This window comes from Fructobacillus broussonetiae, assembly GCF_018437275.1.
Taxonomy (GTDB): Bacteria; Bacillota; Bacilli; order Lactobacillales; family Lactobacillaceae; genus Fructobacillus; species Fructobacillus broussonetiae.
Genome location: NZ_JAAMFK010000003.1, coordinates 135,661 through 158,283, shown reverse-complemented (window position 1 = coordinate 158,283; position 22,623 = coordinate 135,661). Strand labels below are relative to the sequence as shown.

The 22,623-nt window shown below is 48.4% G+C and carries 24 protein-coding genes, 1 other RNA gene and 1 other annotated feature; all 25 genes read left to right on the top strand.

The features are described 5' to 3' along the window. The first annotated feature begins 70 nt into the window (after window positions 1-70). Window positions 71-3,700, top strand: coding sequence for a DNA-directed RNA polymerase subunit beta (gene rpoB, locus G6R29_RS03345; RefSeq protein WP_213808948.1), 3,630 nt, complete (start codon window positions 71-73; stop codon window positions 3,698-3,700). A gap of 22 nt (window positions 3,701-3,722) precedes the next feature. Continuing rightward, the gene (gene rpoC / locus G6R29_RS03340; protein WP_213808947.1) at window positions 3,723-7,382 is read left to right on the top strand and encodes a DNA-directed RNA polymerase subunit beta'; all 3,660 of its coding nucleotides are present in this window, start codon (window positions 3,723-3,725) and stop codon (window positions 7,380-7,382) included. A 121-nt stretch (window positions 7,383-7,503) separates the two neighbouring features. Then, complete coding sequence (locus G6R29_RS03335) at window positions 7,504-7,953, top strand: hypothetical protein (protein ID WP_213808946.1); 450 nt, start codon at window positions 7,504-7,506, stop codon at window positions 7,951-7,953. A gap of 208 nt (window positions 7,954-8,161) precedes the next feature. Next, the gene (locus tag G6R29_RS03330) at window positions 8,162-8,581 is read left to right on the top strand and encodes a Mini-ribonuclease 3 (RefSeq protein WP_213808945.1); all 420 of its coding nucleotides are present in this window, start codon (window positions 8,162-8,164) and stop codon (window positions 8,579-8,581) included. Then, window positions 8,565-9,314: a 23S rRNA (guanosine(2251)-2'-O)-methyltransferase RlmB gene (rlmB, locus tag G6R29_RS03325; RefSeq protein ID WP_213808944.1), complete on the top strand. Its 750-nt coding sequence runs from the start codon at window positions 8,565-8,567 to the stop codon at window positions 9,312-9,314. Before G6R29_RS03330 ends, rlmB begins: the two co-directional genes overlap by 17 nt. A gap of 40 nt (window positions 9,315-9,354) precedes the next feature. After that, the gene (locus tag G6R29_RS03320) at window positions 9,355-9,906 is read left to right on the top strand and encodes a hypothetical protein (protein WP_213808943.1); all 552 of its coding nucleotides are present in this window, start codon (window positions 9,355-9,357) and stop codon (window positions 9,904-9,906) included. 51 nt (window positions 9,907-9,957) lie between these two features. Next, window positions 9,958-10,107 (top strand): 50S ribosomal protein L33, encoded by a 150-nt coding sequence (rpmG, locus tag G6R29_RS03315; RefSeq protein ID WP_213808942.1) that lies wholly within the window; start codon window positions 9,958-9,960, stop codon window positions 10,105-10,107. A gap of 9 nt (window positions 10,108-10,116) precedes the next feature. Continuing rightward, window positions 10,117-10,293, top strand: a complete 177-nt coding sequence (gene secE / locus G6R29_RS03310; RefSeq protein ID WP_213808941.1) for a preprotein translocase subunit SecE — start codon at window positions 10,117-10,119, stop codon at window positions 10,291-10,293. Between the two features lie 104 nt (window positions 10,294-10,397). Next, window positions 10,398-10,967 carry a transcription termination/antitermination protein NusG gene (gene nusG / locus G6R29_RS03305; RefSeq protein WP_213808940.1) on the top strand — a complete coding sequence of 190 codons (570 nt, stop codon included), beginning with the start codon at window positions 10,398-10,400 and terminating at the stop codon, window positions 10,965-10,967. A gap of 210 nt (window positions 10,968-11,177) precedes the next feature. Beyond that, window positions 11,178-11,642 carry a 50S ribosomal protein L11 gene (gene rplK, locus G6R29_RS03300; protein ID WP_213808939.1) on the top strand — a complete coding sequence of 155 codons (465 nt, stop codon included), beginning with the start codon at window positions 11,178-11,180 and terminating at the stop codon, window positions 11,640-11,642. Next, window positions 11,642-12,334, top strand: coding sequence for a 50S ribosomal protein L1 (rplA, locus tag G6R29_RS03295; protein WP_213808938.1), 693 nt, complete (start codon window positions 11,642-11,644; stop codon window positions 12,332-12,334). The genes rplK and rplA overlap by 1 nt, the downstream gene beginning before the upstream one ends. Before the next feature lie 36 nt (window positions 12,335-12,370). Beyond that, window positions 12,371-12,488 (top strand) — a sequence feature (ribosomal protein L10 leader region). 26 nt (window positions 12,489-12,514) lie between these two features. After that, on the top strand, window positions 12,515-13,036 hold the full coding sequence (gene rplJ, locus G6R29_RS03290) for a 50S ribosomal protein L10 (protein ID WP_213808937.1): 522 nt from the start codon (window positions 12,515-12,517) through the stop codon (window positions 13,034-13,036). Window positions 13,037-13,087: 51 nt separating this feature from the next. Continuing rightward, the gene (gene rplL / locus G6R29_RS03285; protein WP_213808936.1) at window positions 13,088-13,456 is read left to right on the top strand and encodes a 50S ribosomal protein L7/L12; all 369 of its coding nucleotides are present in this window, start codon (window positions 13,088-13,090) and stop codon (window positions 13,454-13,456) included. Between the two features lie 162 nt (window positions 13,457-13,618). Continuing rightward, complete coding sequence (locus G6R29_RS03280) at window positions 13,619-14,251, top strand: class I SAM-dependent methyltransferase (RefSeq protein WP_213808935.1); 633 nt, start codon at window positions 13,619-13,621, stop codon at window positions 14,249-14,251. Then, entirely contained in the window at window positions 14,251-14,802 is a 552-nt protein-coding gene (gene tadA / locus G6R29_RS03275; RefSeq protein ID WP_213808934.1) for a tRNA adenosine(34) deaminase TadA, read from the top strand. Before G6R29_RS03280 ends, tadA begins: the two co-directional genes overlap by 1 nt. 104 nt (window positions 14,803-14,906) lie before the next feature. After that, window positions 14,907-14,993: signal recognition particle sRNA small type (gene ffs, locus G6R29_RS03270), an RNA gene on the top strand. A 42-nt stretch (window positions 14,994-15,035) separates the two neighbouring features. Then, complete coding sequence (dnaX, locus tag G6R29_RS03265) at window positions 15,036-17,120, top strand: DNA polymerase III subunit gamma/tau (RefSeq protein WP_213808933.1); 2,085 nt, start codon at window positions 15,036-15,038, stop codon at window positions 17,118-17,120. A 9-nt stretch (window positions 17,121-17,129) separates the two neighbouring features. After that, window positions 17,130-17,735 carry a recombination mediator RecR gene (recR, locus tag G6R29_RS03260; RefSeq protein ID WP_213808932.1) on the top strand — a complete coding sequence of 202 codons (606 nt, stop codon included), beginning with the start codon at window positions 17,130-17,132 and terminating at the stop codon, window positions 17,733-17,735. Then, complete coding sequence (locus G6R29_RS03255; protein WP_213808931.1) at window positions 17,732-17,998, top strand: DUF2508 family protein; 267 nt, start codon at window positions 17,732-17,734, stop codon at window positions 17,996-17,998. The genes recR and G6R29_RS03255 overlap by 4 nt, the downstream gene beginning before the upstream one ends. Before the next feature lie 8 nt (window positions 17,999-18,006). Continuing rightward, a complete protein-coding gene (gene tmk / locus G6R29_RS03250; protein WP_213808930.1) occupies window positions 18,007-18,663 on the top strand; it encodes a dTMP kinase in 657 nt (218 codons plus the stop codon). A 4-nt stretch (window positions 18,664-18,667) separates the two neighbouring features. Then, window positions 18,668-18,991: a cyclic-di-AMP receptor gene (locus G6R29_RS03245; protein WP_213808929.1), complete on the top strand. Its 324-nt coding sequence runs from the start codon at window positions 18,668-18,670 to the stop codon at window positions 18,989-18,991. Then, on the top strand, window positions 18,991-19,950 hold the full coding sequence (locus tag G6R29_RS03240) for a DNA polymerase III subunit delta (RefSeq protein ID WP_213808928.1): 960 nt from the start codon (window positions 18,991-18,993) through the stop codon (window positions 19,948-19,950). The genes G6R29_RS03245 and G6R29_RS03240 overlap by 1 nt, the downstream gene beginning before the upstream one ends. Before the next feature lies 1 nt (window position 19,951). Next, complete coding sequence (rsmI, locus tag G6R29_RS03235) at window positions 19,952-20,860, top strand: 16S rRNA (cytidine(1402)-2'-O)-methyltransferase (protein WP_213808927.1); 909 nt, start codon at window positions 19,952-19,954, stop codon at window positions 20,858-20,860. 2 nt (window positions 20,861-20,862) lie between these two features. Continuing rightward, window positions 20,863-21,597 carry an acyl-[acyl-carrier-protein] thioesterase gene (locus G6R29_RS03230; protein WP_213808926.1) on the top strand — a complete coding sequence of 245 codons (735 nt, stop codon included), beginning with the start codon at window positions 20,863-20,865 and terminating at the stop codon, window positions 21,595-21,597. Window positions 21,598-21,620: 23 nt separating this feature from the next. Further along, entirely contained in the window at window positions 21,621-22,616 is a 996-nt protein-coding gene (gene galE / locus G6R29_RS03225; RefSeq protein ID WP_213808925.1) for a UDP-glucose 4-epimerase GalE, read from the top strand. Window positions 22,617-22,623 lie beyond the last annotated feature (7 nt).

Sequence of the window (22,623 nt, the reverse complement as noted above, 5' to 3'; positions counted from 1 at the left end):
TGGCAATTTTTCATGAAATTGTAATATTTATTTTCATTGAAACAGTGGAATTTTAGATGAGGTGATAAGTGTGGCAGGACATTTAGTAAAATATGGTAAACACCGTACCCGCCGTTCGTATGCTAGCATCAAAGAAGTGCTAGATCTTCCGAACTTGATTGAGGTACAAACGGCTTCTTACCAGTGGTTCCTGGATGAAGGAATCAAGGAGATGTTTAACGACATCATGCCAATTGAAGACTTCAACGGTAACTTGTCTTTGGAATACGTCGACTACCAGTTGATGGAACCAAAGTACACGATCGATGAAGCCCGTGAACACGATGCAAACTACTCAGCACCTTTGCACGTAACTTTGCGTTTGACAAACAAGGAAACCGGAGAAATTAAGTCTCAAGACGTCTTCTTCGGTGACTTCCCATTGATGACCAAAGAAGGTACATTCATTGTTAACGGTGCGGAACGAGTAATCGTTTCACAGCTTGTTCGTTCTCCTGGTATCTACTACAACCAAGAAGCTGACAAGAATGGTCGTCCACACTTCGGCGCAACGGTTATCCCTAACCGTGGTGCTTGGTTGGAATACGAAACGGATGCCAAGGGTATCGCCAACGTTCGTATCGACCGTACGCGTAAGTTGTTGATGACTGAATTGGTCCGTGCCCTCGGATTCGGTTCTGACTCAGACATCATCGACATCTTCTCAGACCAATACGATGCTTTGAACATGACTTTGGAAAAGGACGTTCACAAGAACATGTCCGATTCCCGTGTTGAAGAATCATTGAAGGACATCTACGAACGCTTGCGTCCGGGAGAACCAAAGACGCCTGAATCATCACGTGCTCTTTTGGTTGCTCGTTTCTTCGATCCAAAGCGTTACGACTTGGCTCCTGTTGGTCGCTACAAGATCAACAAGAAGTTGTCTTTGAAGACGCGTTTGTTGAACCAGACGTTGGCCGAAACATTGGCTGATCCAGATTCTGGTGAAATCATCGCCGAAAAGGGAACGGTTGTGGACAAGGCTGTTATGGCTAAGTTGGCACCATTCTTGGATAACCCTGACTTCAAGACGGTAACGTACACACCATCTGGTGACGCTGTCTTGCAAGACCCAGTTATCTTGCAAAAGATCAAGATTGAATCACCTGAAAACCCAGACAAGACGTTGCTCGTTATTGGTAACGGTCACTTGCCTGAAGAAGAACACAACGTTCGCCCAGCCGACATCATTGCAGGAATGAACTACTTCATGAACTTGCAAGAAGGTGTTGGTTCAGTCGATGACATCGACCACTTGGGTAACCGTCGTATCCGTTCTGTCGGTGAATTGTTGCAAAACCAATTCCGTATTGGTTTGACTCGTATGGAACGTGTTGTTCGCGAACGCATGTCCATCCAAGATGCCGCAACGGTAACGCCACAACAATTGATCAACATCCGTCCGGTTGTTGCATCATTGAAGGAATTCTTCGGTTCATCACAACTTTCACAGTTCATGGATCAGACGAACCCACTTGGGGAAATGAACCACAAGCGTCGTTTGTCAGCCCTTGGACCTGGTGGTTTGACTCGTGACCGTGCCGGAGTTGAAGTTCGAGACGTTCACTACACCCACTATGGCCGTATTGACCCAATCGAAACGCCCGAAGGTCCTAACATCGGTTTGATCAACTCCTTGGCCACTTACGGTCGCATCAACAAGTATGGATTCATCGAAACGCCATACCGTCGTGTTGACTGGGGTACGCACAAGGTTACCGAAAAGATCGATTACTTGACGGCCGATGAAGAAGATAACTACATCGTTGCGCAGGCCAACACGGAATTGGAAGATGACGGTTCATTCGTTCACGCCACGGCCATGGCCCGCTACGGTGAAGAAAACATCGAAACGCCAGTTGAAAAGATCGACTACGTCGACGTTTCACCAAAGCAAGTTGTTTCTGTTGGAACTTCAGTTATTCCTTTCTTGGAAAACGATGACTCCAACCGTGCTTTGATGGGTGCCAACATGCAGCGTCAGGCGGTTCCATTGTTGGATCCGCACGCGCCTATCGTTGGTACTGGTGTTGAATACAAGGCTGCCCATGATTCTGGTGCTGCTTTGATTTCAACTGCTGCCGGTGAAGTGGAATACGTTGATGCGAAGGAAATCCGTATCCGTCGTGAAGATGGACAGTTGGACACCTACGAATTGATGAAGTTCCGTCGTTCAAACGGTGGTAAGAACTACAACCAAAAGCCAATCGTTAAGGTTGGAGAGCAAATCGAAGAAGACCAAATCTTGGCCGACGGACCTTCAATGGAACTCGGTGAATTGGCCTTGGGACAAAACCCATTGATTGCCTTCATGACTTGGCAAGGATACAACTTCGAAGATGCCATCATCTTGAACGAACGTTTGGTCCGTGAAGACGTTTACACGTCAATTCACATTGAAGAATATGACTCAGAGGCCCGTGATACGAAGCTTGGCCCTGAAGAAATTACCCGCGAAATCCCTAACACGTCAGAAGAACAACTTCGTGATTTGGATGAAAACGGAATTATCCGTGTTGGTGCAGAAGTTAAGGATGGCGACATCCTTGTTGGTAAGGTTACGCCTAAGGGTGTTACGGACCTTTCAGCCGAAGAACGACTTTTGCACGCCATCTTCGGTGAAAAGGCTCGCGAAGTTCGCGATACTTCATTGAAGGTGCCACACGGTGGTGGTGGAGTCGTACAGTCTGTACGTATCTACACGCCAGAAAACGGTGACGAATTGTCACCGGGTGTCAACCAAATGGTTCGTGTTTACATCGCTCAAAAGCGTAAGATCCAAGTTGGTGACAAGATGGCCGGTCGTCACGGAAACAAGGGTACTGTTTCAGTCGTTGTTCCGGAAGAAGACATGCCATACATGCCTGATGGAACCCCAATTGACATCCTTTTGTCACCAATGGGTGTGCCATCTCGTATGAACATCGGACAGGTTTTGGAATTGCACTTGGGTTACGCAGCTAAGAAGTTGGGAATCCACGTTGCTTCTCCTGTCTTTGACGGTGCTTCCGATGATGAAATCGAAGAAGCATTGGCTGAAGCTGGTTTGCCAGCCGACGGTAAGTCTGTTGTTTACGATGGACGTACTGGAGAAGCCTTTGACAAGCGTGTTGCTGTTGGTGTTATGCACTACATGAAGTTGGCCCACATGGTCGATGACAAGATTCACGCTCGTTCAATCGGTCCTTACTCACTTGTTACGCAACAACCATTGGGTGGAAAAGCTCAGTTCGGTGGACAGCGTTTCGGAGAAATGGAAGTTTGGGCTTTGGAAGCTTATGGTGCCGCTTACACCTTGCAAGAAATCTTGACTTACAAGTCTGATGACGTTGCTGGTCGTGTTAAGGTTTATGAATCAATCATCAAGGGTGATGCTATTCCTAAGCCAGGTGTTCCTGAATCATTCCGTGTTCTTGTTAAGGAATTGCAAGCCCTCGGTCTTGACATGCGTGTCTTGAACCAAGAAGGTGAAGCCGTTCAATTGAAGCAAATGGACGAAGACGACTCAGTCTTGCCTGTTGATGCTTTGGAAAAGTTGGCTCGTACAAATCCTGACTTGTTGAACCGTGAAGACGATGAAGTTAAGGTTGCCTTTGATAAGGTTGACGGCCCAAAGGCCCCACAAGAACAAAGCACCTTTAGCGATGAAGAACAATAATTAAAGAAAGGTGACCGAATAGATGGCAATCGATGTTAACAAGTTCGAATCTATGCAAATCGGTCTCGCTTCTCCTGATCAAATCCATGACTGGTCTCATGGTGAGGTTAAGAAGCCTGAAACGATTAACTATCGAACACTCAAGCCGGAAAAAGACGGTTTGTTTGATGAACGTATCTTTGGTCCTACCAAGGATTACGAATGTGCCTGTGGAAAGTACAAGCGGATCCGTTACAAGGGAATCGTCTGTGATCGTTGTGGAGTTGAAGTAACTTCTGCAAAGGTTCGTCGTGAACGAATGGGTCACATTGAATTGGCTGCCCCAGTAACGCACATCTGGTACTTCAAGGGAATCCCTTCACGTATGGGATTGGTCTTGGACATGTCACCACGTTCACTGGAAGAAATCATTTACTTCGCTTCTTACGTTGTAACTGATCCAGGTGATGCACCCGTTGAAAAGAAGCGCCTTTTGACAGAACGCGAATACCGCGATTTGAAGAAGGAATACGGTGCTAACTTTAAGGCTGGTATGGGAGCCGAAGCCATCAAGGATTTGTTGGCTTCCGTTGACCTTGCTGGTGAAGCAGCTGCCTTGAAGGCAGAATTGCAAGAAGCAACTGGTCAAAAGCGTGTCCGTGCGGTTCGCCGTTTGGACATCATTGAGGCCTTCTTGCAATCAGAAAACAAGCCAGAATGGATGGTAATGGATGTTATTCCTGTTATCCCACCTGACTTGCGTCCAATGGTTCAATTGGAAGGTGGTCGTTTCGCCACTTCCGATTTGAACGATTTGTACCGTCGTGTGATTAACCGTAACAACCGTTTGAAGCGTTTGTTCGACTTGCACGCTCCAGGTATCATCGTTCAAAACGAAAAGCGTATGCTTCAAGAAGCCGTCGATGCTTTGATGGACAACGGTCGTCGTGGACGTCCAGTTGCCGGTCCTGGTAACCGTCCATTGAAGTCCCTTTCACACATGTTGAAGGGTAAGCAAGGACGTTTCCGTCAAAACTTGCTTGGTAAGCGTGTCGACTACTCTGGTCGTTCCGTTATCGATGTTGGTCCATTCTTGAAGATGAACCAAATGGGATTGCCACGTCCAATGGCAGTCGAATTGTTCCGTCCATTCATCATGAAGGAATTGACGGCCCGTGGTTTGGCTGGCAACGTTAAGTCTGCTAAGCGTAAGATCGACAAGGCCGACGAGGACGTCATGGACGTATTGGAAGACGTTATCAAGGAACACCCAGTTCTTTTGAACCGAGCACCTACCTTGCACCGTCTTGGAATCCAGGCCTTCGAACCAGTATTGGTTTCAGGTAAGGCCATGCGTTTGCACCCATTGATCTGTGAAGCGTACAACGCCGACTTCGATGGTGATCAGATGGCCATTCACGTGCCTTTGTCTGATGAAGCGCAAGCCGAAGCTCGTTTGTTGATGTTGGCCGCAGGTCACATCTTGGCACCTAAGGATGGAAACCCAATCGTTGCCCCTTCTCAGGATATGGTTATTGGTAACTACTACTTGACCACTGAAGAAGCAGACCGCGAAGGAGAAGGTATGATCTTCTCCTCTGTTGACGAAGCCCGTTTGGCTTACGAAAACAAGTTGGTTCACTTCCACACGCGTGTTGGAATTCAAACGTCTTCATACCCATCAGAAAAGCCATTTACTGATGAACAACGTTCAAAGATCATGGTTACGTCAGTTGGAAAGATTATCTTCAACGAAATCTTGCCAGTTGACTTCCCATACATCAACGAACCTTCAGAAGAAAACTTCAATGGTATCGACGACCGTTTCTTCATGGAACCTGGTCAAGACATCAAGGACTTCTTGGCTGATCAAGACGTGATCAAGCCATTCAAGAAGGGCTTCTTGTCAGATATCATCGCTGCTGTTTACAAGCAGTACAAGGTGACGGAAACGTCACTTCTCTTGGACCGTATGAAGGACATCGGTTATGACATCTCAACCAAGTCTGGTTTGACTGTTGCCATGACCGACGTTACGGAACTTGCTGACAAGCCAGAAATTTTGGCTAACGCTCACAAGGAAGTTTCTACGGTTACAAAGCAATTCCGTCGTGGTTTGATCACGGATGCGGAACGTTACCAACGTGTTATCGAAATCTGGTCAAAGGCCAAGGATGTCATCCAAGACGAATTGGTTACGACTTTCGATTTGAAGAACCCAATCTTTATGATGCAGGATTCTGGAGCCCGTGGTAACATCTCTAACTTCGTTCAGCTTGCCGGAATGCGTGGATTGATGGCCGGACCTGGTGGTAAGATTATCGAATTGCCAGTTACGTCTAACTTCCGTGACGGGTTGACTGTTATGGAAATGTTTATTTCTACCCACGGTGCCCGTAAGGGAATGTCCGATACGGCCTTGAAGACGGCCAACTCTGGTTACTTGACTCGTCGTTTGGTCGACGTGGCTCAGGACGTTATTGTTCGTGAATACGACAACGGTTCTGACCGCGGTGTGGCGGTTTCTGCCATCACCGATGGTAACTCAGTGGTTGAACCATTGTACGACCGTATCCTCGGTCGTTACGCCATGAAGACAATCTTTGATCCAGAAACTGGTGAAAAGATTGTGCCACGTAACGAAATGATTGATGAAGCTGCAGCCAAGAAGATTGTTGCTGCTGGTATTGAAGAAGTAACGATTCGTTCTGTCTTCACTTCAACTACTGAACACGGTGTGTCCGTTCTCGACTACGGTCGTAACTTGGCCACTGGTGAAGAAGTTGAGGTTGGTGAAGCAGTTGGTACTGTTGCCGCTCAGTCAATCGGTGAACCTGGTACTCAGTTGACCATGCGTAACTTCCACACGGGTGGAGTTGCCGGTGGAAACGATATCACGCAAGGTTTGCCTCGTGTGCAAGAAATTGTTGAAGCACGTATTCCTAAGGGACGTGCCGAACTTTCAGAAGTTACGGGTAAGATTACTGCAATCGAAGAAAACCCAGCTGAACGTACAAAGGACGTCACGATTGAAGGTGAAACGGATACTCGTACGTACACGTTGCCATTGACGGCTCGCATGCGCTTTGGCGAAGGTGACTTCATCAAGCGTGGTGAAGCAATCAACGAAGGACCAATCGATCCTAAGGAATTGCTTGCCGTTACGGATACGTTGACAACTGAATCATACATGTTGTCAGAAATCCAAAAGGTTTACCGTTTGCAGGGTATCGAAGTTTCCGACAAGCACATCGAAGTTATGATTCGTCAAATGCTTCGTAAGGTGCGCGTCATGGATCCAGGTCAGACTGACCTTCTTCCAGGAACACTTCTTGATATCGCTGACTTCAAGCGTGCTAACGAACCAGCATTGTTTGCTGGTAAGATTCCAGCGACGGCTCGTCCTGTCTTGCTCGGAATTACGAAGGCCGCTTTGGAAACGAACTCCTTCTTGTCAGCCGCTTCCTTCCAGGAAACGACTCGTGTCTTGACGGATGCCGCTATCCGCGGAAAGAACGACCCACTTGTCGGACTTAAGGAAAATGTTATCATTGGTAAGATTATCCCAGCCGGAACGGGTATGACGGAATACCGCAAGATTAAGCCAGAAGTTGTTGGTGAAGTGGTTGCAAAGCCAGAAGATTCAGCAGAAGAAATGCCTACATTAGACGACGTAGCCCAAAAGATGGACCACGAAGACTAAGGTACAATTAGAAAAGTCAGTTGCGAACCATGCTTGTTGATAAGCGTTCGCAACTGGCTTTTTTTATTGTGAGAAGCCCTAAAATAGAGTAAACTGTAAGTAGTATTTCAAGGAGGCTTCTATGAAAGAAGTGAAAATTAACTGGATGGAATGGGTCAAGAAGTTGTCAAAGAAGCAACTTTACGCCATTGCCATCGTGCCAGCCCTCATCGTACTTGGACTGTTGATTTGGCGAATAAAGGCTGGAAACTCTGTTTACGATGCCAACTGGTTCATCTTTGCGTTAGCGGTTTATTACATCGCTGCGTTTTCACCAGCTGGAGAACAGATTCAATACCGTCTTTTCCCTCAAGCCATTCCGCACAATGATTACCAAGTCACGAATTGGAACCAGTGGTTGCAAGCTTTGATGACGTCCTTTGTTCTTTTGATCTTCACGCTCCTTATATGGCCACCCCAAAACCAAGGGGCCATTGCCATTCACTTGATGGGAACCGTTATCTTAGGTTTTGTTGTCATGTGGAGCTGGCGCTGGTACAAGGCGATGAAAGCAAAGAAACAAGCAAAGTAAATAAAATCGAATCCCGGCACTGTCTTCTTTATCCAGAGGCCGGGTTCTTTTTTTGAAAAGCACCTACAAAAATAGAGAATGCGTCAACATTTGTCTATTAGCGGTTAATTAGGATAAAAAACGACCCTAACTGACAGCTAAGCATGCTTTACCACGATTTAGAATATAGACTGAACGTGTTCGAACGACACGTTCCATTGGAAAGACTATGGAAAAACTCGACTACGAACAAATGAATGGGTTGTCTCTTGCTTACATTGGCGACGCCATCTATGAAATCAAGGTTCGCACACACCTCGTAAAAACTGGTTTGACGAAAGTAAATGATCTCCAAAAGAAGTCAAGGCACTATGTGTCAGCTAAGGCACACGCCGCAATCTATGATTTGATGCGTGAAGACGACTACTTGACGGATGAAGAGACGCACTACTTCAAGCGTGGCCGCAACGCGAAGTCCTACACGAAAGCTAAAAACACGAACGTGGTGGCTTACCGGATTTCGACAGGTGTGGAAGCCATGGTGGGGTACTTGTACCTTTCTGGTCAGATGGAACGCTTAGACGAAATGATGGATTGGATTTATGACCAAGTTGAACAAGGGAGAACAGACGATGCCAAAACAAAGTAATCAAGCCTTTATCTACGGTCACCACGCCGTTATCGAAGCCTTGAAGGGTGACCAAAGTCTGAACAAGCTTTGGCTGCAAACGGGACTGAATCCCCGCGTTGCCCAAGAGGCGACGAAGCTGGCTAAGGACCGTGGCCTTGTGGTTACGCAAGGACCAAAGGGAAAATTGGATGAACTTGCTGACCGCGGCAATCACCAGGGATTGGTCCTATCGGTTGCGGCCTATGACTATGCCGAATTAGACGACCTTTTTGATAAGGCCAAAGAAGCAGGAGAAGAACCATTCTTCTTGATCTTGGACGAAATCGAAGATCCTCATAACCTTGGTTCAATCATGCGTACGGCTGATGCAGCCGGCGTTCATGGAATCATCATTCCAAAGCGTCGTTCCGTACAATTGACGGGAACGGTTGCTAAGGCTTCAACGGGAGCCATTGAACACGTCCCGGTTTGCCGTGTGACGAACTTAGTTCAAACGGTTAAGACCTTGAAGGACCGAGGCCTCTGGGTCTTTGGGACGGATATGAACGGTCAAGACTACCGCACCTGGGATGCTTCCGGTGCCACGGCCTTGGTCATTGGAAACGAAGGAAAGGGAATTTCGCCTCTTTTGAAGAAGCAGGTGGATGCCATGCTGACGATTCCAATGATTGGTCACGTTCAATCATTGAACGCTTCGGTCGCTGCTTCCCTTTTGATCTACCAAGGTTTTAGCAAGAGACACCCAAAATAACAGGGGGTCTTTTCACCCTCTGATATAGGGAGGGTGCTTGGTGAGAGAGAAGATGTTAGCAGCTGTTTTGGCGGGGCAAAACGGGCATGATTGTGCCTTTACCGTTCTGCACGTTAAGACAAGGGGGTTGGTTTTTAAGGTTTACGACGAACAGTTGGCTGGTCAATTTCGACCAGATGACTGGGAGTCCGAAGCGCTTTTGACTTTGGCGGATTGTGTCCGATGTTATTCGGTGAAAGATACGCGTGCAAAGTTTTCGACTTATTACACGCAGGCTTTGTTTAATAAAGCCCGCGATATAAAAAGAGGTTTGGTCAGTCAAAAAGGACGTTTTTACTCAGAGATGCTCGATTTTGATAATAGCTTCGATAAAGATTCCAACTTCCAAACGGATAGCTATAATCCAGAAAAGATTTACCAATTAAAAGAGGCGCTGCTTTCTGTGAGTAGCACCGACAGAAGACACTACCGAGACGTCGTTGCCTTTCTCATTGGAAGAGGAGAGGATAAGGGGCTCCGGAAAAACCGGTCGACGGCTCAAGTGTTATATCGATTTAAGAAAAATGTATTGAAGGCCCTGAAGGAGGGCTAGCTTGTGATGGTAGGGATTCCCTGCTATAATGAGCTCTAGTGAGGTCAGAATATGGCAAGTCAAAAAGCATCATTAGCCTGCGATGTATGTGGTTCAAGAAACTACACCGTCACCCTTTCGAAGGGGCGAACGGATCGTCTTGGCGTTAAAAAGTTTTGTCCCCATTGTGGAAAGCACACCTTCCACCGGGAAACAAAGTGAGGTTCTAGCATGATTACTTATTTTAAAAATGTCGCGTCAGAAATGAAGAAGGTTACTTGGCTTTCATTTGACCAAACCGTTAAAGAAACGGTGGCCGTTCTTGCCATGTCCATTATGTTTGGATTGTTGATTGGGGCCTTTGACTGGGTCTTGAAGCAAGGTGTTAATTTCTTGTTGGCACACTAAGCTGACCTGTAGTATACTTAAGACAGCGAAAAAAGAGTCAAATCGACTCTTTTTTATTTACCCATCATTTAATTAAAGGAGGGCGGGAAAAATCCCGCGGCAATATGTCAGATTCAATCGAAAAAGCATGGTTTGTTGTGCACACATACTCAGGTTACGAACACAAGGTTCAAACAAACTTGGAATCACGTACGCAAACAATGGGAATGACGAACCAAATCTTCCGTGTTTTGGTTCCAGAACAAGAAGTTTCAACCGTTGAAGACGGTGAAGTAAAGACGTCAATTGAAAACGACTTCCCTGGATATGTTTTGGTTGAAATGGCAACCCCACAAGACGGTAACATGACCGACGAAGCATGGTACGTTGTCCGTAACACGCCAGGTGTTACTGGTTTCCTCGGTTCTCACGGTGCCGGTTCAAAGCCAAACTCATTGTTGCCTGAAGAAGTTGACTTGTTGATGAAGCGCATGGGCATGACTGGTGAAAAGGTTGTTGACCTTGACGTTGAAGTTGGTCAAACAATCAAGATCGTTGCCGGTCCATTCAACGGTATGGAAGGTGTTATCCGTGCCATTGACCCTGAAAAGCAAGAAGTTGAAGCAACGGTTGAAGTCTTTGGACGTGAAACGCCAACTGAACTTGGCTTCAACGACATCGACACAAACATTTAATTTAAATTTCTTGAGTCGAATCGAACTCGGATGCTGCTGTGCTCACTTTCAATTGGGGAAGTGGCTTAGAATCCGGTTCGGGTCTGACTTTGGTAAGAAAAGTCCCTTTACGAGAGGGGCTTTTTTTGTTATGATAATAGGGCATGTCAAAGACGTGCGTGGAAGTAGCACTGAAGCTACGCGATACCACAACACGAGGAGGAAAATATCGTGGCTAAAAAAGTTATCAATGTTGTAAAGCTTCAAATCGAAGCGGCCAAAGCAACGCCAGCTCCACCAGTTGGTCCTGCTTTGGGTCAAGCGGGTATTAACATTGCCCAATTCACTAAGGAATTTAACGCACGGACGGCGGACCAAGCAGGTTCAACGATCCCTGTTGAAATTTCTGTTTTCGACGATCGTTCATTCGAATTCGTTACGAAGACGCCACCAGCAGCTGACCAATTGCGTAAGATTGTTGGTAAGGGTTCAGGAGAACCTAACACGAAGAAGGTTGGAGACGTTTCTCTTGACCAAATCCGTGCCATTGCGGAAAACAAGATGGCCGATTTGAACGCCAACGACGTCACAGCTGCCATGAAGATGATCGAAGGAACTGCCCGTTCAATGGGTGTTACGGTCAACGGAGTGGACTTGACTGTTGAAGGTACAGCAATCAAGGAGGACGCAGAATAATGACTACTAAGCACGGAAAGAAGTATTTAGAAGCTGCAGCCAAGATTGAAGCCGAAAAGGCTTACAACTTGACTGAAGGTGTTTCCTTGTTGAAGCAAGTTTCATACGCCAACTTCGACGCATCTGTAGAATTGACGTTCAAGTTGAACGTTGACACGCGTCAAGCTGACCAACAACTTCGTGGAGCCGTGGTTTTGCCAAACGGTTCTGGTAAGACGAAGAAGGTTGTTGTCTTCGCTCAAGGAGACAAGGCTAAGGAAGCTGAAGCCGCTGGTGCTGACTTCGTTGGTGCCGCTGACTTGGTTCAAAAGATCCAAGACGGTTGGTTGGACTTCGACGTTGCCATCGCAACGCCTGACATGATGGCCCAAGTTGGTCGTGTTGGACGTGCATTGGGTCCTAAGGGATTGATGCCTAACCCTAAGACGGGTACGGTTACGATGGACGTTAAGAAGGCCGTTTCAGATGCCAAGGGTGGTCAAGTTACCTACCGTACTGACCGTGACGGAAACGTTGCCGTTACTGTTGGTCGCGTATCATTTGACGAAGACAAGTTGGCTGAAAACATCAAGGCCATCGCTGCTGTTATCTTGAAGGCTCGTCCAGCCGCTGTTAAGGGAACTTATGTTTCTAACGTAGCTGTTGCCTCAACGATGTCTCCAGCCGTTACCTTGGACGTCTCATCACTTTAATTGACAGCCGTCGATTAACCTGATAGACTAAACAAGTAAATTAAATCAATTTTGCCTAAGACTCAGGTGGCGCTTTTGCCTTAATCTCCTGCCGAGGAAGTTATTCAACTAACTACCCGTCTGTCTTTTGGCAGGCGGGTTTCTTTTGCAAAAAAATATATAGGAAGGAGAATATCTCACATGAGTGAACAAGCTATTGCCTTGAAGGCGCAAAAGGTTCAAGAAGTTGCTGATCAATTTAAGAACGCTACTTCAGCCGTTGTGGTTAACCCCCGTGGTTTGACTGTTGCGGAATCAACTGACTTGCGTCATCAATTACGTCAAGAAGGTGTTGTCTTGGAAGTTATCAAGAACAAGGTTCTTGTACGCGCTACCAAGGAAGCCGGCTTTGAAGAATTGAACGAATTGTTTGCTGGTCCTACGGCCGTTGCCTTCTCTGAAGACGACGCAGTTGCACCTGCACGCATTTTGAAGAAGTACGCTGACGCCAACGAAAAGTTGGTTGTTAAGGGTGGTGTTATCGATGGATCAATCGTATCACTTGACGACCTTAACAAGTACGCTACTTTGCCTTCACGTGAAGGTTTGCTTGGTCAATTGATGGCCGAGTTCCAGTTCCCTATCCGGAGCTTTGCATATGCTGTTAAGGCATTGCAAGAAAAGAAGGAAGCTGAAGGCGAAACTGCCGAAGCTGCCGAATAATAATAAGTACAACTATTACTTACTAAACATTTAAAATGGAGGAATTTAATCATGGCTTTTGATAAAGACGCGATTATCGCATCATTGAAGGATGCAACGATTTTGGACTTGGCTGACTTGGTTTCAGCTATTGAAGAAGAATTTGACGTTTCAGCAGCAGCTCCTGTAGCCGCAGCTGGTGCAGCTGGTGGCGACGGTGCCGCAGCTAAGTCAGAATTCGATGTTGAATTGACTTCTGCAGGTACTGCAAAGGTTAAGGTTATCAAGGCAGTTCGCGAAGCAACTGGTCTTGGTTTGAAGGAAGCTAAGGACTTGGTTGACAACGCACCTTCAATCGTTAAGGAAGGCGTTGCCGAAGCTGATGCCGAAGCAATGAAGGAAGCTTTGGAAGAAACTGGTGCCTCAGTTACTTTGAAGTAATTCATATTAAAAGAGCACATCAGTGCTCTTTTTTTGTACATAAATGCGATGGGGGATAATGCGGTTTTAATCGCGTTTCCCTCGATGTTTTCTGATGATTAATCAGAAAGCCGCGGCCCCATCGCTTAACCAAAATGCGCTTGTTATTCGAAAGGACCACCCATGACAGACAAAATTTCCGGTCAACAATACTTTACGGCTGACCCATCGGCCGCCCATGACTACCAAGAATTTGATTTTGAGTTGCTGGGGAACAACCTTCACTTTAAGACCGATGCCGGTGTTTTCTCCAAGAAGACCATCGATTTCGGAACACGTGTCATGTTGGATGCGGCTGATCAACAGGAATTTGTTGCCGGTAAGGTCTTGGACTTAGGAACCGGTTATGGCCCCGTTGGTAACGCCGTTGCCAAAGCTTGGGGCCGTGAGGTCGACATGGTCGATGTCAACGACCGGGCCTTGGACTTGGCCAAGCACAACGCTGATCGAAACGGCGTGGCTTCTTTAACGAACGTATTCCAATCTTCTATTTACGATCGCATTGTGGATAAGTACGCCGTTATCCTGGTTAATCCCCCAATTCGCGCGGGAAAGCCAGTCGTGACGGCCATGCTACAAGGGGCAACGGACCACCTAGTAGAGGGTGGAGCGATCATCGCCGTCTTGCAAAAAAAGCAGGGGGCGCCATCTGCTCAAAAGAACTTGGAAGCCGTCTTTAACGATGTGTCTGTCATCGAAAAGAAGAAGGGTTACTTCATCTTGATGGCAAAGAATCCAAAGAAGGAGCAGAACTAATGGCCGTTGTTCCAGCTGTTCCAGGTGAAGACGTGAAGCGCTTCATGGAGCTTGCGCTGAAAGAGGCGAAGGCTGCTGGTGAGCGTGGGGAAGTCCCAATTGGGGCGGTCATCGTAAAGGATGGCGAGGTCATCGCGTCTGCTGGTAACCGCCGGGAAGAAGATCAAAAAACGGATGCGCACGCCGAGATGCATGCGATTTTAGAAGCGAATGCCAAGCTTGGTACCTGGCGTTTGGAGGAAACCACGCTCTTTGTGACGTTGGAGCCCTGCTTAATGTGTGCCGGTGCCATCTTAAACGCGCGGATTCCCTTGGTTTACTTCGGAGCCCAAGATAAAAAGGCGGGGGCTGTAACGTCGCTTTACTCTGTCTTTGAGGACGACCGCTTGAACCATCAAGTGAAGGTGGTGCCAGGAGTGCTGAAGGACGAATCCGCTTCCTTGTTAAAGGACTTCTTTAAGAGCCTTCGAGAGAAGGCGAAAGCAAAGAAGAAAGCAGCGAAGAAGGCGGAAGCTTTGAACGTGGATGAAGCGGATGAGGATGGCCGTTAAGCCGTTGGCATCACGTGGGGAGAGCGCCCTTTGGGGCGCTCGTTTTTATAGGTAAAAAATAAGCCGTAATTGTTTGCGCAGGGTTCAAATCTTCGATATAATAATAGAGCAGGCAAGGGTTTTCTTTCGAACCGAGTCAGGACAGAGATGTAGCAGCTCTAAGATTGCTTGACCTTGTGCTTGTGTACATAGCAAAACCGCCCTGGGGCGGCTTTTTTTGTAAGGGAGAAACGATGGCGTATCAAGCATTGTACCGGGTTTACCGGCCAAAGACTTTTTCAGAGATGGTAGGACAAGAAGTCATCACAAAGACTTTGCAAAATGCCATCGACAAAAAGACCACGGGACACGCCTACCTCTTTGCAGGCCCTCGTGGAACCGGAAAGACTTCCGCCGCCAAAATCTTTGCGCGTGAAGTCAACGGTATCGGACCCGATCAGGCGGGTTCTGCCCAACCGGACATCATCGAAATCGATGCCGCCTCCAACAACGGTGTTGACGAAATCCGTTCCATCCGTGATTCCGCCAACTACGCCCCAATCGAGGCCCCTTACAAGATTTACATCATCGATGAAGCGCACATGCTCTCCACCGGTGCCTTCAACGCTTTGTTGAAAACCTTGGAAGAACCGCCAGCCCAGGTGAAGTTCATCCTTGCGACGACTGAAATTCAGAAGATGCCAGCGACGATTTTGTCTCGTACGCAGCGCTTCGAATTCAAGCGTCTTTCAAACCAAACGATTAAAAACCGCCTGGAAGAAATCTTGAAGCAAGAAGACCAGGCCTACGAAGAAGCCGCTTTGGACGTCGTAGCAACGGCTGCCGAAGGTGGGATGCGTGACGCCTTGTCCATCATGGATCAGGTGATTGCCTTTGGTCCCGACAAGGTAACCTTGCAAAACGCATTGACGGTTACGGGTTCCGTTGACATCGATCAGGTGCTTTCTTACTTGCACCAGGTGCTTGCGGGCCAGACGGCCGAAGCGCTTGAATCCCTGTCAGGAATTTTGCTGTCCGGAAAGGACGCCAACCGTTTCTTGTCCGACCTGATTGCAACCTTGCGTGACGTGATGTTGGTCGACATGGCGCCGGACCTCGTGAAGGCGAAGTCCAAGGAGGCGGAGTTGAAGGCTTTTTTGGCGGAGACAAGCCAGGAAAAGATTCAGGAGATGTTGCAGGTGATCGACAAGGTCAAGACGGCCTTGGCGCAGTCCTTGCAGTCGGATATCTACTTGGAAATCCTGACGGTGCAGTTGTCGCAGAAAACGACGCCGGTGGGCAATGCTGCTCCGATGGCTCAAACGACTGCAGCCACATCAACCACTGGACAAACGGCACCACGGGCGCCGCAGCAGTCGGCTCCTGTCCAGCCTGCCAAGCAGCCTGAACCAGAAACCGCTGCCAACCAGCCAACAGCTGAAACAGCGGTTCCAACAACGGACGCTCCAGAAGCAAGCGCACCAAAGCCAGAAGCAACGCCAGGATCTGAAGTGGCTACACCACGTCCAGAAGAAGCCGTTCAAGAAGAACCCGTTCCTGAAGTTGAAGAACCGGTCGCTGAAGAAACACCAGTGGCAGAAACGCCGGCTGAAGGCGCTTCAGCTCAAATGGCTAGTGAAGCTAAGCCACAAACCGGAACACCGGCTCCACAAACCAATTCGGCCGCTCAACCTGTCGATGAAGCGCTAGCTTCAGAACCAGCGCCTGTTGCTCAACCAGCAACTGAAGCGCCATCTTCAGCTACCGCTGCCCAATCAAGTGCCGCTCCCACCGAAAACAAGCTCACGGTCTACACCGGTAACGAACCGGTTCAGGCTGTCTTGTCACAGGCCAAGCGCGACCAGTTGAACAAGGCTCAGTCAGCATGGCCGGACATGGTTGCTGACTTCGCGGTTAAGGAACAGGCCATTTTGCAAACGGCCGAACCGGTGGCCGCCTCAATGGATGCCTTGGTCTTGGCCTTTGACTACCCAGCCATGAAGGATAATGCCTTGAAGAACGGCAACCTCCAAGCTGAGTTGGCCCAAGTTTTGCAAGACGCCGAACTACCCGCAACCCTTGTGCTGCGTAGCCAAGATGAGTGGAAAAACGACCGCGCCGATTACGTGAAGGCCTTGAAGGCGGGAAACACCGTCAAGATTGCCTTGTCTGATTTGACGCCAACGGTTTTGCCAGAAGCAAGCGCTGCTTCTGCTAAGCCAGCTGGGGCAAGCCAAGCACAACCAGCTGCTAAGACGGAAGAAAGAAATGACCTCGTACAGGAAGCCAAGGATCTCTTCGGTGAAGACCTTGTACGAGTTGAACCAGAGAAAAACTAAGGGAAGATGATGCAGTATCCAGAACCGATTGCCAAATTAATCGACTCATACTCAAAGTTGCCAGGGATTGGTGCAAAGACCGCTTCTCGTTTGGCCTTCTACACCCTGTCGATGGATGAAGAGGACGTGAAGAACTTTTCTTCCGCCCTTTCAAACGCAAAGGATTCCATTACTTTTTGTGAGATTTGCGGTAACATTACCAGTAGGGACGAAAATCCTTGCTTCATCTGTCAGGATCCGAGCCGTGACCGCTCCGTGGTTTTGGTTCTCCAGAATCCAAAGGACGTTATGGCGATGGAACAGACTCAGGAATACCACGGCCTTTACCACGTCTTGAACGGCGTGATTTCACCGTCCGCGGGAACGGGCCCAGAAGATATTAACTTGCCTTCTTTAATCCGTCGTTTATCTAAGGATGATGAAATTAAGGAAGTCATCGTTGGAACAAACGCGAATACGGACGGTGAGGCCACGGCCATGTACATCGCCCGTTTGGTGAAGCCTGCGAATATCAAAGTCACCCGCTTGGCCTCAGGCCTCGCGGTTGGATCCGATATCGATTATGCCGATCAACTAACGTTAATTAAGTCAATCGAAGGACGAAACGAACTGTGATTTTCAAGAAAAAAGAAAGAAAGCATAACAATTTAAAGGCCAAGTACGACCAGATTCTCTTGGAGCAGGTCGACCATGCTCGCCTGGATTACTTACAGGCCCAGGACTCGGAGACGGCACTTGTCGACGCCCGGGTAAATGGTCACATGGTCCAGGCCCAAACGGCTTTGAAAAAAGCCCGCTTTTCTTATCTCTATAAGGAGGCCAAGCGTCGTCGAACGACGGCAAACGGGCCAAAGTTGTTCCATCCGGAAGAGAAGTGAGGGAGTCGATGAACCAACGAAACTTTATTTCATTTGAAGGTCCGGAAGGTGCCGGAAAAACGACGGTCATCAACGCTGCGATTCCATTTTTGAAAGAGCTCACTGGAAAAGACGTTCTCTTAACCCGGGAGCCTGGTGGAACTGGAAATCCGTTGGCAGAAGAGGTTCGAGACATCTTGAAAAAGGACCGAGAAACACCAGTCGATCCTTGGACGGAAGTCTTTCTTCTTGCCGCTTCAAGGCGTGAACACGTGGTGCATACCATCATGCCCGCCCTAAAGGCCGGTAAAATTGTCCTTTCGGACCGTTACTTAGATTCCTCTCTTGCCTATCAAGGTGGGGGTCGCGGGCTCGGTAAAGACGCCATCATGGCCGTCAATGACTTTGCCATTCAAGGGGAAACAGAAGGTGAGAAAGTTCTTCCAGAGCTGACCATCTACTTAGATTTACCCGTTGAAATCGGTCTTGAGCGGATTCACCAAAACCGCACGGACAAGATTGACCGGATGGACAACGAAAAAGTGTCCTTCCACAAGAAGGTTCGTGAAACTTACCTGGAATTGGCCAAGGAAAATCCCGACCGCATCAAGGTCGTGGACGCGAGCCAGTCCAAGGAAGACGTTTTACAACAAGTAAAAGATATTTTAACTGCTAATTGGAGGTAAAAACATGAAACTCATTAACGCGATTGTGCAAGACAAAGATGCCACGAAGTTGGCGAACGCATTAGTTAAGAACAAGATTCAGGCCACTCGTTTGTCAACGTCTGGTGGATTCTTGCGTTCTGGTAACACGACGTTCTTGGTCGCCATCGATGACGACCGCGTCGAAGAAGTGCTCGACATCATCAAGGAAGTATCACAGAAACGTAAGCAGTTCATGGTGCCACCAATGGGTGTTGAAGGGGATCGCGGTGCCACGTTCCCAGTTGAAGTTGAGGTTGGTGGAGCCACGGTCTTCACGCAAACCATCGACGATTTCTACCGCTTCTAATGGCTGGTGCTAAGAAAACAATTAAACAGGCGAAACAAGAAGAATCGGCCGCCTTTGAGTTGGCCGATTTTTTGGAATTAGCAGAAGCGTCCTATCCAAAAAACGTCGAACAGTTTGAACAGGCGGTTAAAGAGGACCGCCGTTCCCACCTCTACCTTCTAGCTGGTGCTGGAGAAGAAGAAAAACTGGCTTTGGCCCTCCGCTTTGCTTCCATGGTGCTCGGAGACGACGAGGACACCACCAAGCGAATCGGGCTATTCGACCATCCAGATTTGGTCACGGTGCTACCTGAAAAACCAGGAGCAGCCATTAAGATTGCACAGATTCGTGCCATCGTTCCGGAGCTGACGACGACCGCCTTAGAATCCGACGTGAAGGTCTTTATCATCGACCGCGTGGAAACGCTGACGACGGCCGCTGCGAACTCCTTGCTGAAGTTCATCGAAGAACCCGCCGGTCCGCAGTTGATCATTTTACTGGCCGACCGCGCCGAAGACGTGCTTCAAACCATTGTTTCGCGTGCGCAGGTCGTTCACCTGACACCAACGCCGGAAGTGGAAGCAAAGGCGCAGGCTGGACTCGCCGCATTCAAAGACGATGTTCAACCGCTTGTTTTCAAGTGGTTTGAAACGGCGATGGTACGTGATGTGTCCGTCATGGCCTACACGCAAAGCACCCTGTTACCAAAGGTGAGCGAGAAGGCCGAAGAAGACGAGGTTATGCTTTGGATTCAACAGCTTGCCCGCGATGTCTTCATGAACAAGTCCGGGGCGAACGCGACGCTTTACTTCCCACAACTTGCCGGTTTTTATAAACAGATTGGACAGCGTTACAGCACCGACCAACTGCAAAAAGCCCTTGAAAAAACGCTGGTCTTCGACCAGCTCAAGAAGGTCCAAGTTTCCTTCCAGTCCAAACTTGAAAAAGTAGCCCTCGAAATGGCCATTGTTTTGAAATAAGATGCAGTCACAAAAATCCTTTGCACAACAGAATACTGGAACGCTCTACTTAGTCGGAACGCCAATCGGTAACCTTCAGGATATGTCCAACCGTGCCATCCAAGTCCTGACGGACGTGGATTTGATTGCGGCCGAAGACACTCGTCACACGCAGTTGCTCTTGAACTTCTTTGAGATTAAAAATGAGAAGACCTCTTTGCACGAGCACAACTGGCAGGAAAAAGCGCCGGAGTTGGTTAACAAGCTTCTTGCCGGAACCAACATTGCCCAGGTGTCCGATGCTGGATTGCCATCCATTTCCGATCCTGGAAAAGAACTCGTGGCGCAAGCCATCGAAGCAGGTATTCCCGTTGTTCCCGTTCCTGGTGCATCAGCCGGAATCACGGCTTTGATCGCCTCGGGTCTCGTACCACAACCCTTCTACTTCCATGGTTTTTTGCCTAGAAAGAAGCAGGAACAGCAAGAAGAGCTAGCCACGCTCGGCTGGCGTCCTGAGACCATCATCTTCTACGAAGCGCCCCACCGTTTGAAGAAGACCTTGGAAAACGTCGTGGAAGTGCTCGGGGCCGACCGGAGGGTCGTTTTGGCACGTGAGCTCACCAAGCGCTACGAAGAGTTCCTCCGTGGAACAGCTCAGGAAGCCTTCGAATGGGCAGACCAAGAAGAGGTTCGCGGCGAGTTCGTCGTTTTGATCGAAGGATCAAAGGATAAGCAGGCGCCAATGGGGATGCCCGTTGCAAACGGGCAGTCGCAAGACGACATCCAGGCAGCCGAGGAAGATCCGAAGGCCGCCGTTCAAAAGTTGGTCGACGGTGGGATGAAGCCCAACACGGCGATTAAGCAAGTGGCGAAGGCCACGGGCATGGCACGCCAAGAAGTGTACAAAATTTATCATCAAATCGAGGAATAATTATGGCAGACGTTTTTTCAATTACGCAGCCAATCGAATACTACCAGGTTGATTTATCAAGAAAGCTGTCGCTTTCCATGATGTTAAACCTGGCCATCCTATGCTCACGTAAGCAGGGAGAATACCTCAATGTCGGCTATAAAGAAACCGACAAACGGGGGCTTGGCTGGGTTATCTTACAATACGACGTGCGCATTAAGCGCCGTCCCAAGCTCGGTGAAACCATCACCATCGAAACGAAGGCGGGCGAGTGGAGCTCCTACTTTGCTAACCGTGGTTTCTACTTCAAGGACGCCTCTGGTGAAGTAATCATCGATATGGATTCGCTCTGGGCCTTAATTGACCTCGAGAGTCGACGCATGATTAAGCTACCATTGGACCTCGTGGAGCCATACGGTGGCCACGAGGAAAAACGTCTTGAAAAGATGGTTCGAATCCCTAAGATTAAGGATGAAGAACCAGACTTCGACCGAAACTATCAAGTTCGATTCCTAGACATTGACGGGAACAAGCACGTGAACAACTCTAAGTACATGGAGTGGATGTTAGACGTCTTGCCGCTCGATTTCTTGAAAGAGCACGAACCAACGGGCTTTTCAATCCGTTATGAGAACGAGGTGCACTACGGCCACCAGGTTGAATCGCAGGCTAAAGTGTTAGATAATGAAACGAAGCATCGAATTCGAAACGGTGAGAAGGTCTCAGCAGAGGCCTTGATTAGCTGGGATAAGCAATAATCATTTAAGTGAGGAATAAAAGAATGTCAGTATTAGTATTGGGTGGAGCTGGATACATTGGTTCACACATGGTTCGTCAATTGTTGGCGGATGGTCGAGACGTTGTTGTTGTCGATAACTTGGTAAAGGGGCACCGTGCGGCGGTGGCACCCGAAGCAAAGTTCTATGAAGTCGACATCCGTGATAAGAAGGCGTTGTCTGAAGTTTTTGACAAGGAAGACATCGAAGCCGTTGTGCACTTCGCTGCGTTCTCAATCGTTCCCGAATCCGTTGCGGAACCTTTGAAGTACTTCGATAACAACACGGCCGGCATGGTGACCTTGCTTGAAGTGATGAAGGAACACGACGTGAAGAAGATTGTCTTCTCATCAACGGCTGCCACTTACGGTAACCCAGTTAACATCCCAATCAAGGAAACGGACCCACAAAACCCAATCAACCCTTACGGTGAATCAAAGTTGATGATGGAAAAGATGATGGCATGGGCCGATTCAGCCTACGACATCAAGTGGGTTGCGCTTCGTTACTTCAACGTTGCCGGTGCAATGCCTGACGGTTCAATTGGTGAAGATCACGGACCAGAAACGCACTTGGTCCCAATCATCTTGCAGGCCGCTTCTGGTAAGCGTGACTACATCGAAATGTTCGGGGATGACTACAATACGCCTGATGGATTCAACGTGCGTGACTACGTCCACGTTGTTGACCTCGCAGACGCCCACATCTTGGCATTGGATTACTTGAAGAACGGCAACCCATCCGCTCAGTTCAACCTTGGTTCAGCCACTGGATTCTCAGTGAAGGAAATGGTTGAAGCCGCTCGTAAGGCCACTGGTGTGAACATTGAAGCCAAAGTCGGACCCCGCCGTGCCGGGGATCCGGACATCTTGGTTGCAGATTCAACTGCTGCCCGCGAAGTCTTGGGCTGGGCGCCAAAGTACGATAACGTGGAAGACATTATCCGTACGGCCTGGAACTGGGTTGAAAAGAACCCAAACGGTTATAACGATAAGAAATAAATTGATT